Origin of the sequence: Metabacillus litoralis, assembly GCF_020524045.1 — a bacterium.
In the GTDB taxonomy this organism is placed as follows: Bacteria; Bacillota; Bacilli; order Bacillales; family Bacillaceae; genus Metabacillus; species Metabacillus litoralis_C.
In genome coordinates, this window is the sequence record NZ_JAIVKL010000005.1 from 395636 (window position 1) to 411540 (window position 15905).

The following is a 15905-nucleotide window of genomic DNA, read 5'->3' on the forward strand; positions in this document are numbered from 1 at the left end:
TTTTAAAGGATCAGATAAACGAAATTAAAAAATTTCTAATTTCTGTAAAATTAAGATTGTTCCTCCTAGTAACCAAACATAGATAGCAAAAAGTTTAAGTGATTTATTTTTGACAAAAGAGATCATGAATTTTACTGCGATATATCCAAATATGGCTGCCGCTAGTGTTGCTATTAACATAGATGTAAAACTTATTTGGGGAACATTACCTGACATAATATCTTTTAATTGAAATAAGACTCCTCCACATATTGCAGGAATGGAGAGAAGAAAGGAAAAATAAGCTGCTGCTTCTTTGTCCATTTTTCTAATGAGTGCACCGACAATTGTCATACCAGATCTAGAAATAGCAGGGAAAATGGCAATTGCTTGAAAACTACCAATAAAGAAGGAATCGAACAATGTAATATCCTCAACCTTTTTTGCGCCATTTTTTATTGAATCAGCAAACCAGAGAAATAGACCTGTTACAAGGAATTCCCATCCAATCGTTACGCCTGTCATAGAAATAGCTTCGAAATAATCATTGAACAATAAACCAGCAATAACAGCAGGTATTGTTCCGATAATTAATAAGAAGCTGATTCGACTAAATGGATTTCTAATAAGCTTTAATAAAATATCTTTATAAAATACTATTAAAGCAATAAGTGTACCTAAATGTAACATCGTATCTAAATATAAACCTGCTTCTTCAAGTCCAAAAATATTTCTCCCTAAATATAGGTGACCTGTACTACTAATAGGAATAAATTCAGTTAATCCTTGTATAATTCCTAAAATGATTGCTTGTAACCAATCCATCCCCATTTCCTCCTCTAAAAAGATGCTTGTCTGTATACATGAATATGTGTAATATATATGCTTGTAGAACACATCTTGGAAAATAGGTGAGGAATATGGAAGAATTAATTTTAATGATGGTAGAGAGCTTCAAAGAGCTTTCTTACTTTGGTGTTATGCTTGCTTTAACTATTGAATTTATTCCGGCTGAGATTGTTTTACCTCTCGCTGGGTTTTGGGTATATGAAGGTGATATGACTCTTTGGGGAACTGTATTGGCTGGTACAATTGGTGGGACACTTGGACCACTAACTTTGTATGCAGTTGGTAGGTACGGGGGAAGACCTTTTCTCTTAAAGTATGGTAAATATTTTTTTGTTAATGAAGAAAAACTAATTAAATCAGATCAGTTTTTTGAGCGAAATGGTGCAATGGTTGCATTTACTGCTAGATTTCTACCAGGTGTTCGAACACTCATATCAATTCCTTGTGGTATGGCAAAAATGAATGTGTGGATTTTCTCAATCTATACATTTATTGCTATGTTTCCTATTACTTTTATCTATGTATATTTAGGATTTAAACTTGGTGAGAGATGGGAAGATGTAGGTGAGCTTGCTAATAAATACATTTTACCAATTGGTATAAGTGTTTTAATTATTTTTATTGTCTATAAAATTATCACAAAAAAAAGACGAAAATCGATTAATGTGGAATCGTTGAAACACATCTCTCAAAAAAAATAAAAACTGTTGACATTTACCAATGACTGAAAGTATGATGAATATAACTTAATATTCTTCTTCTCAAAGGGGAGTAGCGTTCAGGGATTATTTCCTGAAAACAAAGTCGTCATTTCATGGATTTACATCCATCGGCTTTGTTGGCATGATCGGTGATTAACATGCTCAGCAAGACCTTTGCCTAAGTTGGCAAAGGTCTTTTTTTGTTTTTTCTTATTGCTAACTTAGGACCTAGTAATTCTGGTGGAAAAGAATTTAATAAGATCTTAAAGAGCATAGGAGGAAAAATAATGGATGTGGCTTTATTGTTTGAGTATGGTTGGGTATTATTAGTATTAATTGCATTAGAAGGAATTTTAGCTGCTGATAACGCACTTGTAATGGCGGTTATGGTTAAGCATTTACCTGAAGACCAGAGGAAAAAAGCATTGTTTTATGGGTTAGCAGGTGCATTTGTATTAAGATTTGGAGCGCTATTCTTAATATCTTTCTTAGTAAATGTATGGCAAGTGCAGGCTATTGGTGCAATTTATTTACTTTACATCTCTATAAATCATATTTTTAAGAAATATGTATTTAAGAAAAATGAGCATCTTAAGAAGCCAAAAAAAGAATCTGGTTTTTGGGGAACAGTTTTCAAAGTTGAGTTAGCAGATATGGCATTTGCAGTTGATTCAATTCTTGCAGCTGTTGCTTTGGCAGTAACCTTACCTGCAACAAATCTTCCTGCTATTGGTGGAATAGATGGAGGACAGTTTTTAGTCATTCTTGCAGGTGGAATTATAGGGATTATTATTATGAGATTTGCTGCAACCTATTTCGTAAAATTATTAAAGAAAAAGCCTTCGCTTGAAACAGCAGCTTTTGCTATTGTAGGCTGGGTAGGTGTAAAACTTTCGTTATACACTTTAGCACATCCACAAATTAATGTTGTATCAAAGCACTTTATTGAATCACCTACCTGGAAGCTTATTTTCTGGATTGTTTTAGCTGGAATTGCTATTGGTGGTTGGTTTCTATCTAAAGAAGTAACTTCAGAAATGATTGGGAATGAAATCGATGAACAAGATCAATCACTAAGAAAAGTAGAAAACCATTAGTAAATAAGACTTCATATGGCACGCTTCTCTAAGTAGGATTCTCATTTATTGAAGACCACAAGAAATAAATTATCAGGTTTAATAGCGATAAAAAGAGGCTGGGACATAAGTAGTTAAGCTGATGTTAAATCCGAATTATTAGGTGATATGTCAATTAAACATTCGCCTAATAGTTCGGGTTTTTATTTGCCATCTTCTATAGTTTTTTGATTTTGATTACTACTTATAAGAACTTAGTGGAATGTAGCGGAAGACAACTCGACTCCTACGGGAATTGAGGAAAGGCTGAGACCACGCAGGCTTGCCGAGGAGGATCCGTTTTCTCCCCGTGAAAAGCGAGTGTCTGCAGCGCAATGGAACGAACTTGTTTTTTAGCCTAACTGAATTTAGATATATTAGTCTTTTTGAATGATTTCTTTAATTATGTCCCAGCCTCTTTTAACATAGATGGATTTTAAGGTCAGAATATTTGATTTGTCTATAATCTCGGGATGGTAAGTTTTGTGAATTTACATATTGTCTTTTTTATATGTGATTTCAAAATATCGTTCGTGTTGTTTTTATCTTTAAGATTATAGCTTGTTTTCATATTTTTCAGCGGTTTTATAGATTAAATTAAAAAGTTTCATGTCATTTTTGTAACAAATAATAGGTCTATATACTTATATGTAGATTTTCTTAAAAGAAATTCAAAACAACACCCTTATCTTTATAATCACTAACGAAACTATATAGTGTAAATAAATAATTAGAGGAGGATAACTGAATTTCTAAAGATTTTCATCTTTTTTTAAGTCTGCAATAACAAAAAAATAAAGACTCTAATTTAATCAATTGAGATTAAAGTACCTTCATTCAGTTATGGGACTTAAGATCTGTTTTTTGTAATATTTGTCTTATTCCAAGAAATAATAGAAAGGTAGTTTCATATATCTTCCTTTGCGAACCCTATATGAATTAGCTATTATAAACAAAGTAATATAGGGGAAACAGAGGTGAAACTCCATGCTTAGCCTTTTGTTTAGACTAGGTAAGAAGAAACATTCATTAGAAGAGACAGTTTTATTAATACAAAAAGGTGATCGAGCATTACAAAATGAATTAATCAATCAATACAAGCCATTTGTTGCTAAAGCAGTTTCATCAGTATGTAAAAGATATATAAGTGAAAATGACGATGAATTTAGTATTGGATTAATTGCTTTTAATGATGCAATTGAAAAATATTCGACAGATAAAGGAAGTTCTTTATTAGCTTTTGCTGAGCTAGTGATAAAACGTAAAGTTATTGACTACATTCGAAAAGAAGCACGTCAGCCATATACTGTTCACTTAGAACTGAATGAAAATGAGGAAAATGAATTTTCTCAGAGTAAAGTAGAGTCTGATTTATCCATCGATGAGTATACGAAAAAAGTGGAGCAAGAGCATAGGAAGGAAGAGATTGGGTATTTTCAGTTTCGTTTACAAGAATTTAAATTAACGTTTTCTGAAATTGTCGAACAATCTCCTAAACATTATGACGCAAGGCAAAATGCCTTGATGGTTGCAACTAAATTAATAGAAGATGAGGACTTAAAAGAGTTTCTATTTAATAAGAAGCAATTACCTGTTAAGCAGCTTGAAAAAAAGGTTGACGTTAGTCGAAAAACAATTGAGAGAAACAGAAAATACATCATTGCAATGGCTATCATTTTATCAGGGGAATTTGTCTATTTAAAAGACTATATTAAAGGGGTGCTAGATTCATGAAAAAAGGGGTCGTCGTCGATTGTAATGATGACTTTATTACGTTACTTACCCCGGAAGGGCAATTTTTAAAAGCAAACAATAAAAAGGGTATGTATGAATTAGGGGAAGAAATAACTTTTTTTCCTTTAATAAATGAACGGGAAGAAGCTGCAACAAGAGAATCTAGATTATTAAAAAATAAAGTAATCAATGCTTTAAGTTTTAAAAAAACTCGCATAGGTGCAATAACTTTTTTAGCTATTATGTTTTTAATTATTAGTTTTTTACCTTACGTAAATCAAAATAAAACTTATGCATATATGTCAATTGATATTAATCCTAGCTTTGAAGTGAAAATAAGTGACGATTTGACTGTTCTGTCATTAGATCCAATTAATGAAGAAGCAGAAAAACTGATTTTATTGCTACCAAATTGGCAGGATAAGCCTTTTACAGATGTGGTTAATTCAATAGTCCAGCAATCAAAGTCAGAGGGCTATATGTATCCAGGTAAAGAAATTTTAATCGCTACTGTCGTGAATCAAGAAGATAAAGAGATTGAAGAGAAGTTAGAAGAAAACATGGATCAAATTCGTCATTCTATTGAAGAAGATGATATGGTTGTAAAAACGATTGAAACAGACACTGAAACTAGAGATAAGGCGAAAAAGCAAGGTATATCAACGGGGAAATACTTGGAATTAACTAATGATGAAGAGGTACAAGAAGTTGAAAATGTGACAGTGCCTGAGATAATTGAACATGAAGACAAGAGTAGTTCTGAAAAAGATAATCAAAATTTAATTATTCCTGTGAAACCTAATGTTGAAACAAACTCAAAGTGGAAAACGGATACAAAAGAAGAACTTAAAGAAACACAAGATAAGCTAAAGGAAAAAGCAAGAAGTGAAGAAAAGAAAGTAATAAAGAAAGAACTTGATAAAAAGAATGAAGATAATAGTAAAAAAGGTAAAAACAAAGAAAAGCAAGAAAGAAAATTGGAAAGAGAAAGAGAAAGAGAAAGAGAAAAAGAAGAAAGAAAACTAGCTAGAGAAAGACAAAAGGAAGAGAAAAGAGAAAATAAACAAATGAGAAGGTCTGAAAATCATAAACATCAGAAATCTCACAATCATGAACGAGATCGTGAAGATGATTAAGAGAGGTCTGATTAAAAGATTAGACTTTTCTTTTAAAGAAGAAGAAGTTCATTTTTTTTCAATTGTTTTGGTTTGATAGAGATTCAGAACCAACAAGCATAAGACGATTTTGGAATTGAAGGCAAAGTAAACCTTCTATTCCAAATCGTCTTATTTGTACTTAGGGACTTGTAATTTTCTTATTCTGTTTTTTGGCCATTTAATTGTGATTGAGCTTGAGCTACTAACCGTTTCGTAATTTCTCCACCAACGGATCCATTTGAACGTGCAACAGTATCTGAACCTAAATTAACACCAAATTCTTGTGCAATCTCATATTTAATTTGATCCAGAGCTTGTTCAATCCCTGGTACAAGTAATTTGTTACTGTTTTGACTCATGTAAAGCCACTCCCTTATCTATGTGATTAAAGCTGAATTAATCTAACAGCCTTATTGATAAGTTTTCATTAAGTGAGTCAATCTATACTGGTAATGATTAGAACTGGAGTATAAATTATATGTTCTCTGATAAATGAATCTGTGCAAGTGTATGCAAATGTGATGCTAAAACAGATAGAACAGAAATAACTAAAACAGATTTTATCGTTTCCCACTGAAGATCAGATAGATCATTCAATGGCTTTGAAAGAGCATCTATTTTTTGAATGATAATATGTTTTAATGTTGGATCTCCACCCATCGTTAATGAAGGGAGTACATCAAGAGATGATAAAACTTTTGCATATAATTCATAAAAAGAAATGGGACTTATTAGATCATCACTTCGATCAGACAGTGTATTAAAAACAACTGTTAGCACATTTCGAATTTTTTCGAAATCAAATGAGTTTTTTAAATCCTTTACAATTAGTAGCATAGCTGCTTGATCGATTGAGTATTTTTTACCAAGTTCGGGTGAACCAATTAACTCTTTAACATCACGTTTAATCCAATTCTGAAGAGATGTTGATTTTAATGCTGTTAATTCACATAAATTTGCTAAAGCAACAATTTCATTTGTTGATAAACCTAATTCCATATTGTTTCGTTTTTTATTCGCTTTCATAATAAAATTGGGTATTTCGTCATGGAAGTTTAAAGGAATATTTATAGCATCTTCTACTATAGAATAAGGAGAGTGATTTGAATCTCCTTTTAGTGAGTATAATAATTTTGACATTTGTATTCGTGTTAATTGAATTGTCATTTTGACACCTCTTTTAATCGATGTAGTCTGAGGTTAAATAATAGTTTATAGTTTATCATATATATTACTTTAGGCTAAGTTAATGCTTAATATGATTTTTAGCACTTTGTTGATTTGAATTAAATAAATGAGGCTCCTGTTAAGAAAAATGTGCCAAGGGAAGACCAAACAAAAGTATTTAGCTTACGAGGAAGCTCAATCCGAGCTGCATTTTTTCCAGGAAAAGCGAATTCCTGTCACGTAAATCAACAACAATCAAGTTTAAAAGAGCGTTACTTTTTAAAAATTTTACTTCAAAATTTATATTTCTTGATCTTTTCATCAATTGTTTCTATAATTTATATTATAATACAAGTTCATGAGAACTTGAAATATGGAGGTACATATGGCCAAAAGAATATTTTTATTTCTTCTATCTAATATTTTAGTTATTACAACAATAGGTATTGTTCTCTCAATCCTAAATGTTTCACCATACCAAACTGTTAACGGTAATCTCGATTTGGTTAATTTATTGATCTTTAGTGCTGTAGTAGGTTTCACTGGATCTTTTGTTTCGTTAGCTATTTCACGTTGGATGGCGAAAATGATGATGAAAGTAAAGGTGTTAGATCCTTCTAAATCTCTTTCAGCAATAGAGAAGGATTTGGTAGAAAGAGTTCACCGACTTTCACGAGCAGCTGGTTTAACAAAAATGCCTCAAGTTGGGATTTATCAATCATCTGAAGTTAATGCCTTTGCAACAGGTCCTTCAAAGCGTCGCTCACTAGTTGCTGTTTCAACAGGCTTATTACAAGAGATGGATGATGATGCAATTGAAGGTGTTCTTGCCCATGAGGTAGCTCATATCGCAAATGGAGATATGGTAACAATGACATTGTTACAAGGTATCGTAAATACATTTGTTGTATTCTTTGCTCGTATTGCAGCCTGGGTAGTATCAAGATTTGTACGAGAAGATTTAGCTCCTATTGTTCATTTTGTTGCAGTAATTATCTTTCAAATCGTTTTCTCTATCTTGGGAAGTTTAGTTGTATTTGCATTCTCAAGATATCGAGAATTTCATGCCGATAGAGGTGGAGCTGATTTAGCAGGTAAAGATAAAATGATTCATGCTCTACGTTCTTTAAAACAGTATTCACAACGAGTAAGAGATGATGATACAGCTCTATCTACTATGAAAATTAATAGTAAAAAAGGAATGTCATTATTCTCTACACATCCAGATTTAGATGATCGAATTAGTCGTTTAGAAGCAAAATAGAAAAAGGAATATTTATTAAGGCTGTTTTCGTAAACTTTGTTGCTTTAACAACTCCAAGTAAACAGCACTATATAAAGGATAGTGGCATCTTTTCTTCATAGGATAGTACCTATTTGCCATAACAACTATGTTTCTACTGCATAATTAGGTCTATTAGCAACAATCTTTCTGAAAAGAGCCTTTATTAATAATAGTTCTTACAAAAAAACAAACCACCATGTGTGTTGGTTTGTTTTTTTACTGTTTAGGTAAGAACTGTTTATAAGTTTTAACAACAATGAAGCATCCAGAGCCATTACTTTTAAACATAGCAATGTCTTTTTACAATTGATAAGGAGTTATATTTACATATATAATAGTGGTTATGTATATAGACGAGAATTGTCTTTAGATTGGAATGAATAACAAATGGTTAATTGGAAGCTACGATTACAAACATTAACTCCTGTACAACTCATTGTTTCATATTATTTTTTAGCTGTAACCGTATCTGTTATCTTATTAAGCCTACCTGTTGCACACAAGCCGGGAGTAGAGTTTGCTTTAATTGACCGAATATTTACAGCAGTAAGTGCGGTAAGTGTCACTGGACTTGCTGTTATGTCTACAGCTGATACATTTAGTGTGACTGGGGTTTTTATTCTAGCATTTGTGCTTCAATTTGGTGGAATAGGGATTATGACTTTAGGAACTTTTGTGTGGTTGATTATGGGTAAAAAGATCGGTTTAAAGGAAAGACAATTAATTATGACTGATCAAAATCAAACAAATTTATCTGGTATTGTAAACTTAATTCGACAAATTATTGTGTTAATTTTAATTATCGAGTTGATTGGTGGTCTTATTTTAGGAACATATTTTTTGAAATACTTCGATACATGGCAAGAAGCCTTTCTCCAGGGGTTTTTTACTTCAATAAGTGCTACGACTAATGGTGGATTTGATATTACCGGTCAGTCACTTATTCCGTTTTCTCATGATTATTTCATACAGTTTATTGTCATGATTTTAATTATTTTAGGAGCAATAGGGTTTCCAGTTTTAATAGAAGTAAAGGACTTCTTATTTAAAAAAGAAAAAAGATATAGATTTAGTTTATTTACAAAAATAACATCAATTACATTTTTTGCTCTTATTCTCTTTGGAACAATTGCAATAGCTAGTCTTGAGTACACTTACTTTTTTAAAGATAAAGAATGGCATGAGACATTATTCTTTTCATTGTTCCAGTCTACTGCTACTCGAAGTGGTGGGTTAGCAACAATGGACATTAGTTTATACACGGAAACGACTCTATTAATCATGTGTGCATTAATGTTTATAGGTGCTTCTCCTAGCTCTGTTGGTGGTGGAATTAGGACTACCACTTTTGCTTTGAATCTGTTATTTTTGTACCACTTTGCACGAGGTCATAAATCGATTAAGGTATTTAGACGTGAGCTACTAGAGGAAGACTTAAGGAAATCTGTTGTTGTAACTATGTTTGCTGTTTTAATTTGTTTCTTCGCCATCGTCATCTTAACAATTACAGAACAATTTTCATTTATCTCCATTTTATTTGAGGTATGTTCTGCCTTTGGAACAACGGGGTTATCAATGGGAATCACACCTGAATTAACATCAATCGGCAAAGTTGTTATTATGATTTTAATGTTTATTGGAAGAATTGGTATATTAACATTTCTCTACCTTCTTGGAACAAAGGAAAGGAAAGATAATTTTCATTATCCAAAGGAACGAGTGATCATTGGATAAGAATAAGGGATTAGGCAATTTCTGCCTAATCCCTTTTCAGTTTGGGGGACTGACCTAAATGGATTTTTTTGGTACAATAAATTAAGAGGAGGGGCGTTTCATGAAAAAATTATCTGTATTATTGTTGATTTTATTGGTAGTTGTTTTAGGTGGATGTTCAGATAAACCGACTGCAAGTGATCGGTTTTCTCAGTATATATCATTATGGAATGAACAAAAATTTGGAAAAATGTATGAAATGCTAACGCCAAGTAGCAAAGAAAGTATTTCTAAAGAGGAATTCATAAGCAGGTATAAAGATATATATGAAGGTGTCTCTGTTAGTGACTTACAAGTAAAATATAAAAAGCCTGAGGAAGAAGAAAAAAATAAAGATGAAAATAAAGTTGTATATCCATTTTCACTTTCAATGGAAACAGTGGCAGGTGCTGTTACTTTCGAACAAAATGTAACAATCCAAAAAGAAAAAGTGGAAGATGAAGAGGATTGGTTTATTTCATGGAAACCTACAATGATTTTTCCAGAACTTGAAGGTGAAGAAAAGGTGAAAGTTAGTAGTATTACTCCTCAAAGAGGACAAATTTTTGATAAAAATGAAAATCCGCTAGCAGTAAATGGGATAGCCCATGAAATTGGCATAGTACCGGCAAATCTTCCAGAAAATCGTGAGGAAGTGTTATCAGAAGTTTCTTCTCTCCTTAAAGTAAGTGTTGCTGAAATAGAAGCTGAGCTGAATCAAGCGTGGGTTAAACCAGATTATTTTGTACCGATTAAGAAAATAGATCCTGAGAACACAGAGCTTTTGCAAAAGCTTGTATCACTTCCTTCTATTCAAAAGAAAGATGTTGATGCTCGTTTTTATCCTCTCGGTGAAGCTGCAGCTCATTTAATTGGCTATATTGGAAGCATCACAGCAGAAGAGCTTGAGAGCCTTAAAAGTGAAGGATATAGTGATCAATCAAAGGTAGGTAAAGCTGGCTTAGAACAAGTTTATGAAAAAAGGTTAAAAGGGCAAACGGGTTACACTATATTTGTTGATGGAACAGATAAAATAATTGCAGAAAAACCTGCTGTAGAAGGTGAAAATATTTCTATAACAATCGATAGCCATCTTCAAAAAGAACTATATAATCAATTAAAAGGCGATCCTGGAACTGCAGTAGCAATACAACCAATGACTGGTGAAACTTTAGCTATGGTAAGTAGTCCATCCTATAATCCTAATGAATTCATATATGGATTATCTAGTGAGCAATATAAAATTCTCTCAGAAGATCCAAATAAACCTTTAATGGCCCGATTTAATAAAACCTATGTACCTGGATCTGTCATAAAACCTTTAACAGCAGCAATTGGCTTAAATAATAAAGTTATTCAACCAACTGATGCTAAGAAAATTACCGGTAAAACATGGCAAAAAGATACTAGTTGGGGGAACTATTATATAACTAGAGTATCTGAAAAAGTTAGTGACGTGACACTCCCAACTGCTCTAATTTATTCCGATAACATATATTTTGCACAATTAGCGTTAGAAATTGGATCAAACAAAATGATTGAAGGGTTAAAAAAATTTGGGTTTGAAGAAGAAATAGATTTCCCATACCCAATAAGCAAATCGACTATTGCTAACAGTAATCTCACAAACGACACCTTGTTAGCAGATACGGGGTATGGTCAGGGAGAACTTCAAATGAGTCCGCTCCATTTAGCCTCAACTTACACGGCTTTTGTGAATAATGGAAATATCATCATGCCTTATTTAGAAAAAGGCGAAAATTCACAAGAGTCAGTTTGGAAGGGAAATGCAGCACAGCCTGAACATGCCGAGATGCTGCTTACTTATTTAAAACAAGTTGTAAATGACCCTAATGGAACAGCACATAAACCTATTATTGAGAATCTAAAACTTGCAGGTAAGACTGGTACGGCTGAATTAAAAACCTCAAAGAGTGATGATCAAGCTAAAGAAAATGGTTGGTTTGTCGCTGTTGATCATGACAATCCTGAACTCTTAATTACGATGATGATAGAAGATGTTAAGTCAAGAGGTGGAAGTCATTATGTAGTTCCTAAGGTAAAACAAGTATTTAAAGAAAATCTTACTCAATAATAAAAGTGACTAACTGGAGATCTTCTTCACGTTAGTCACTTTTTTTTATTTCCTGGGATATATCAATAGAAATTAGCTATAACTGATATGATTATCTTCTTTATCTTGTTGACTCGATTGAATAAATATATAGACACCGTCTTAAATTAATGTGTAAAAAAGAAACTTGTAAGCACTCCTTAAAGTGAAGCTTTTGGATTAACTTACCCCGAATACTTATATAGCAAATCATTTAATAGGTTTAAAATACTAAAATAAAGTCATAAGTAAATGAAATTTTTTTTTGTTGGTGAAGAAATCTGCTTTAACATTGTATCTTCTAGTAAATATTATAGAAATCTAATTACTCATGGTCATATCATCTTATCCGTTTAGTTTTCGTATAAAACCATTTTCTTGTCATTACCACTCATAATTAAATGAGGAAATTGAGAAAGTAAGATAGAAGAGAGGTGTTACTGTGGACAAAGATTCTGAATTTCCTGTTGCACACTTGTCTGATACACAATTGAATTATCTAATGCAAATGGAATCAAAGCTACGTGAAGAAACAGGTGAGGAGATCGTTTTAATTGCTTATGAGCAGAAAGAAGATTAACTTTTCCTATTTATTCCTATGATAGTGTTCAGTGATTTAGGTAAACGTATAGATGTACCATCTTAAAATATAAATTTGAGGTGAAAAATTGTGAAAAGAAAAGCTGCTAGAAACCAAGCAACAAAGAACAACTTTACACCAACTGAAAGTTTACCTGATGTAGAATTTTCTGAAATAAATGATGATCAAGATCCAATGAAGGGCGCAAATCGTAATTCTAAACAGGGGAAGCAGGGGGAAGAATGACGAAAAAGAAAATGAAAAGTAGAGATATGCAAAACCATAAAAAGCCTACAGATATAGATTTACTACAAGAAGAATTTGGTCAAGAACTAGGGGATACGAATGCTGCAAAAATTTATGAAGCTATTGCGGGGAACAAAAAGAAGCAAGAAAAAGAAGATAAATAACTAAAAAAAGTGAGAGTTTTTATTTACTCTCACTTTAATGCTTTACATATGCTCCTAACTAAGAAAGCGTAGATTTTTAACTAACCTTTGAAGTAACATCTTTAGTCAATCCTGAGTAAACTGTAGTTATTGTATGAACTGAGTCATAATGCACAAGGATAATTGATTTTTCCTCCAATATATTTCCTGTTTTAAGGTAATGGTTAAGATTGAAAGGAAGAGCTTCGATAACAGTATGTTTGAATAAATCTTTCTCAGTTAATTTCTTACTTGCAAACTCTTCACCCAATACTAGTGGATTGTCTAAAATTGAATGATAAATATCACTTCGGTCTTTTTTAGATAAAGTATCTGTCCACCATGGTTTGCGTGGTTTATACTTTTGATTTCGTAAGTAATCATATTTCATAAAGCCGCTCACAATTGTCAAATCTTCATTTTTTGAGTGATTAAGAAAATCATAAAGATGCTTATATAAATCCTCTAATTGATGGCCTATTCTTGTCCATCCTTTTTCGTCCCAAAATGTCCCAAAAAGTTGGAAAAACTCAAAAGGAGAGTCAAAAACAGAAGAAACTAAATATTCGATGGTCTCATCCATTCTATGGTCATTCCAATACTTCTCTAAAACATCTTCTACTTGCTTAATTTTGATTATATCTTCAAATGAGAGAACATTGTTTCGTAATATTTCATATGGAGAATGATCCATATAGACGTAACCGTGATCTTCAGCACGAAGCCTAAGACCGGTTCCTCTCAGCATTTTTAAAAAACCTAATTGGAGCTCTTCAGGACGCAATGCAAATACATCATTAAATGTTTTCTTAAATGAGTGATAATCTTCATCTGGCAAACCTGCGATTAAATCAAGATGTTGATCAATTTTTTGTCCATCTTTTACCATTGTTACAGTTCGTGTAAGTTTACTAAAGTTTTGTTTTCTCATGACAAGTTCATTTGTTGCATCATTTGTTGATTGAACACCAATTTCAAAGCGGAATAAACCTTTTGGTGCGTTGTCATTTAAGAACTGGATCACTTCGGGTCTCATAATGTCTGCTGTAATCTCAAATTGAAAAACAGTTCCTGGTTTATGCTCATCTATAAGAAACTGAAACATTTCCATGGCGTAACTTCGACTTATATTAAACGTGCGGTCCACGAACTTTATTATTTTTGCTCCATTATTCATAAGGAAACGGATATCTTCCTTCACTTTTTCTCTATCGAAATAGCGAACTCCTACTTCTATAGAAGATAAACAAAATTGACAACTAAAAGGACAACCTCTACTTGTTTCAATATAGGTTACACGCTTAGGAAGATGTGATAAATCCTCATCAAAACGAAATGGAGATGGTAACTCTTTTAAGTCAATTTTATTTCGTTGCGGCTTAATGTGAATAGTCTCATTTTCTCGGTAAGCAATTCCACTAACATTTGAAAAATTTTGTTCTCCGTTAATTTCATCGAGTAATTGTTTGAAAGATTGTTCACCTTCCCCTATGATAATGAAATCTACTTCAGCAATTGATTCCATCCATTCTCTTGTATCATAAGTTACCTCAGGGCCTCCTAAGACAATTAGTAGAGAGGGGTTTATTTTTTTAAGCATTTTAATGATCTTTATTGTTTCTTCGATATTCCAAATATAGCAACTAAAACCAAGAACATCAGGTTTTTTTGTATGCAGATCAGATACGATATTTATTGCCGGATCTTTTATTGTATATTCTGCAAGTTCAACCTCATAGTCTGGGGCAGCATATGCTTTTAAATATCGGATGGAAAGACTAGTGTGAATGTATTTGGCATTTAATGTTGATAAAACAGTTTTCATATCGTTTAACACCACTTCTAACAGATTTTTAAGGTATAATCAATTTCTTATTGTATCATAGTTCAGTTAAAAAACGAACTTACGTTAAGTGGGGGTTTTTCCATATAATAGCTGTGATGATTTTACTAAATCTTTAAATTCTTGATTGCTTTATTTTTTTGATTATTACCTATCTATTGTGAATTTCTTTGTATTGTATTGAAAATCAGAGAAGTTAATTTCAATCAGTGGTTTGGTTATTTTAGTAATCATTTTAGTTGACAGTATTAAAGTAACGAGAAAAGATAGTGTTGCTAGCATGATTAAACTTTGGTAATTTGCCAGCCAAGTTGAGAGCTCGCTATTTCTTAAGAATTGAATGATAAATCCATGTAAAAGGTAGACATAAAATGTCTTAGTTCCCCACTCAGTATAAAATGCTTGATTTTTCGGAACGAGCGATAAAAAAGATAGCGTGGTGATAATGGTTAAACTATAGAACATAACCCTAAAAAGGCCACTTAATATAGATGGAGTGACAAAATGGGAATAAGATTTTGATCCAAATAGCCATTCATAGTTAAAATCTACGTGATAATACGTTATAAAAATAAACGCTAAAAATAATACTGAAAAAAACCTTATTTTCGGCTTAGTTATTATGTTAAAGTGTTCAAGTTTTAAGTAAAAGCCTATTATGAAAAGTGGAAAAAAGACAAATGTTCTTGATAAGCTTAAAAAATTATTTATACCGTCTATATAACCAACACTAATTCCTACAATAAATGCTGACATGATGACAACTTTAGGGTTAAATTTAGTGATGAAAAATAATACGACATTCCAAAAGAATAAACTCATTAAAAACCATAATGACCATTGTGGATCAAGTGGGTTTATGGAGATTGTTGAATTCTTTTCAATTAGAAAATAATATACTGAGTAAATTCCTTGGAAAATTAGATATGGTAGAATGAGTTTCTTTGTTATTTTCACTAAATATCCTTTACTCTTAAAGCTTTTAGCAAAATACCCAGAAATTAAAATAAAGGCTGGCATGTGAAAAGTATAGATGAATTTATATAGGTTCATAGTAAGTGCATTTTCTTCAATAAATGGTCGTATAACATGACCAAATACAACTAACAAGATTAAAAGAAATTTAGCATTATCAAAGTAATACAGACGTTTTTTCATTATCTCACCTTTTTCTAGAAGTTAGTAATCTTAGAATCAATTGT

The 15905-nt window shown here is 32.0% G+C and carries 15 protein-coding genes and 1 riboswitch; of the genes, 10 read left to right on the forward strand and 5 right to left on the reverse strand.

The genetic code is table 11. The features are described 5' to 3' along the window. Window positions 1-24: 24 nt before the first annotated feature. The gene (locus tag LC076_RS10405) at window positions 25-804 is read right to left on the reverse strand and encodes an undecaprenyl-diphosphate phosphatase (protein WP_226668403.1); all 780 of its coding nucleotides are present in this window, start codon (window positions 802-804) and stop codon (window positions 25-27) included. A 95-nt stretch (window positions 805-899) separates the two neighbouring features. Here LC076_RS10405 and LC076_RS10410 point away from each other — a divergent pair, with 95 nt between their 5' ends. The 4 genes from LC076_RS10410 (at window position 900) to LC076_RS10425 (ending at window position 5514) form a co-directional block, all read left to right on the forward strand. Beyond that, complete coding sequence (locus LC076_RS10410) at window positions 900-1529, forward strand: DedA family protein (RefSeq protein WP_226668405.1); 630 nt, start codon at window positions 900-902, stop codon at window positions 1527-1529. 53 nt (window positions 1530-1582) lie between these two features. Beyond that, window positions 1583-1747: riboswitch (yybP-ykoY riboswitch) on the forward strand. Between the two features lie 69 nt (window positions 1748-1816). Continuing rightward, window positions 1817-2626, forward strand: coding sequence for a TerC family protein (locus tag LC076_RS10415; RefSeq protein ID WP_226668407.1), 810 nt, complete (start codon window positions 1817-1819; stop codon window positions 2624-2626). Window positions 2627-3631: 1005 nt separating this feature from the next. Further along, entirely contained in the window at window positions 3632-4378 is a 747-nt protein-coding gene (gene sigI, locus LC076_RS10420) for an RNA polymerase sigma factor SigI (RefSeq protein ID WP_226668409.1), read from the forward strand. Beyond that, window positions 4375-5514 carry an anti-sigma factor domain-containing protein gene (locus LC076_RS10425; protein ID WP_226668410.1) on the forward strand — a complete coding sequence of 380 codons (1140 nt, stop codon included), beginning with the start codon at window positions 4375-4377 and terminating at the stop codon, window positions 5512-5514. Before sigI ends, LC076_RS10425 begins: the two co-directional genes overlap by 4 nt. 179 nt (window positions 5515-5693) lie before the next feature. Here LC076_RS10425 and LC076_RS10430 read toward each other — a convergent pair whose 3' ends face one another. Both LC076_RS10430 and LC076_RS10435 read right to left on the reverse strand, forming a co-directional pair. After that, on the reverse strand, window positions 5694-5894 hold the full coding sequence (locus tag LC076_RS10430) for an alpha/beta-type small acid-soluble spore protein (RefSeq protein ID WP_226668412.1): 201 nt from the start codon (window positions 5892-5894) through the stop codon (window positions 5694-5696). Window positions 5895-6009: 115 nt separating this feature from the next. Continuing rightward, entirely contained in the window at window positions 6010-6702 is a 693-nt protein-coding gene (locus LC076_RS10435) for a DUF1836 domain-containing protein (RefSeq protein WP_226668415.1), read from the reverse strand. A gap of 385 nt (window positions 6703-7087) precedes the next feature. On the opposite strand from LC076_RS10435, the gene htpX reads away from it, so the two are divergent. The 6 genes from htpX (at window position 7088) to LC076_RS10465 (ending at window position 12842) form a co-directional block, all read left to right on the forward strand. Beyond that, window positions 7088-7966, forward strand: coding sequence for a protease HtpX (gene htpX, locus LC076_RS10440; RefSeq protein WP_226668416.1), 879 nt, complete (start codon window positions 7088-7090; stop codon window positions 7964-7966). Window positions 7967-8374: 408 nt separating this feature from the next. After that, window positions 8375-9721, forward strand: coding sequence for a TrkH family potassium uptake protein (locus tag LC076_RS10445; RefSeq protein ID WP_226668419.1), 1347 nt, complete (start codon window positions 8375-8377; stop codon window positions 9719-9721). Window positions 9722-9821: 100 nt separating this feature from the next. Continuing rightward, entirely contained in the window at window positions 9822-11834 is a 2013-nt protein-coding gene (locus LC076_RS10450; protein ID WP_226668422.1) for a penicillin-binding transpeptidase domain-containing protein, read from the forward strand. A 460-nt stretch (window positions 11835-12294) separates the two neighbouring features. Beyond that, on the forward strand, window positions 12295-12432 hold the full coding sequence (locus LC076_RS10455) for a hypothetical protein (protein ID WP_226668423.1): 138 nt from the start codon (window positions 12295-12297) through the stop codon (window positions 12430-12432). Window positions 12433-12522: 90 nt separating this feature from the next. After that, window positions 12523-12678, forward strand: coding sequence for a hypothetical protein (locus tag LC076_RS10460; RefSeq protein ID WP_226668426.1), 156 nt, complete (start codon window positions 12523-12525; stop codon window positions 12676-12678). Beyond that, entirely contained in the window at window positions 12675-12842 is a 168-nt protein-coding gene (locus tag LC076_RS10465; RefSeq protein ID WP_226668429.1) for a hypothetical protein, read from the forward strand. Before LC076_RS10460 ends, LC076_RS10465 begins: the two co-directional genes overlap by 4 nt. Before the next feature lie 76 nt (window positions 12843-12918). Here the strand turns inward: LC076_RS10465 and LC076_RS10470 are convergent, their stop codons facing one another. Beyond that, a complete protein-coding gene (locus LC076_RS10470; RefSeq protein ID WP_226668432.1) occupies window positions 12919-14685 on the reverse strand; it encodes a B12-binding domain-containing radical SAM protein in 1767 nt (588 codons plus the stop codon). Window positions 14686-14850: 165 nt separating this feature from the next. After that, a complete protein-coding gene (locus tag LC076_RS10475) occupies window positions 14851-15864 on the reverse strand; it encodes an acyltransferase family protein (RefSeq protein ID WP_413465971.1) in 1014 nt (337 codons plus the stop codon). Window positions 15865-15905: the final 41 nt, after the last annotated feature.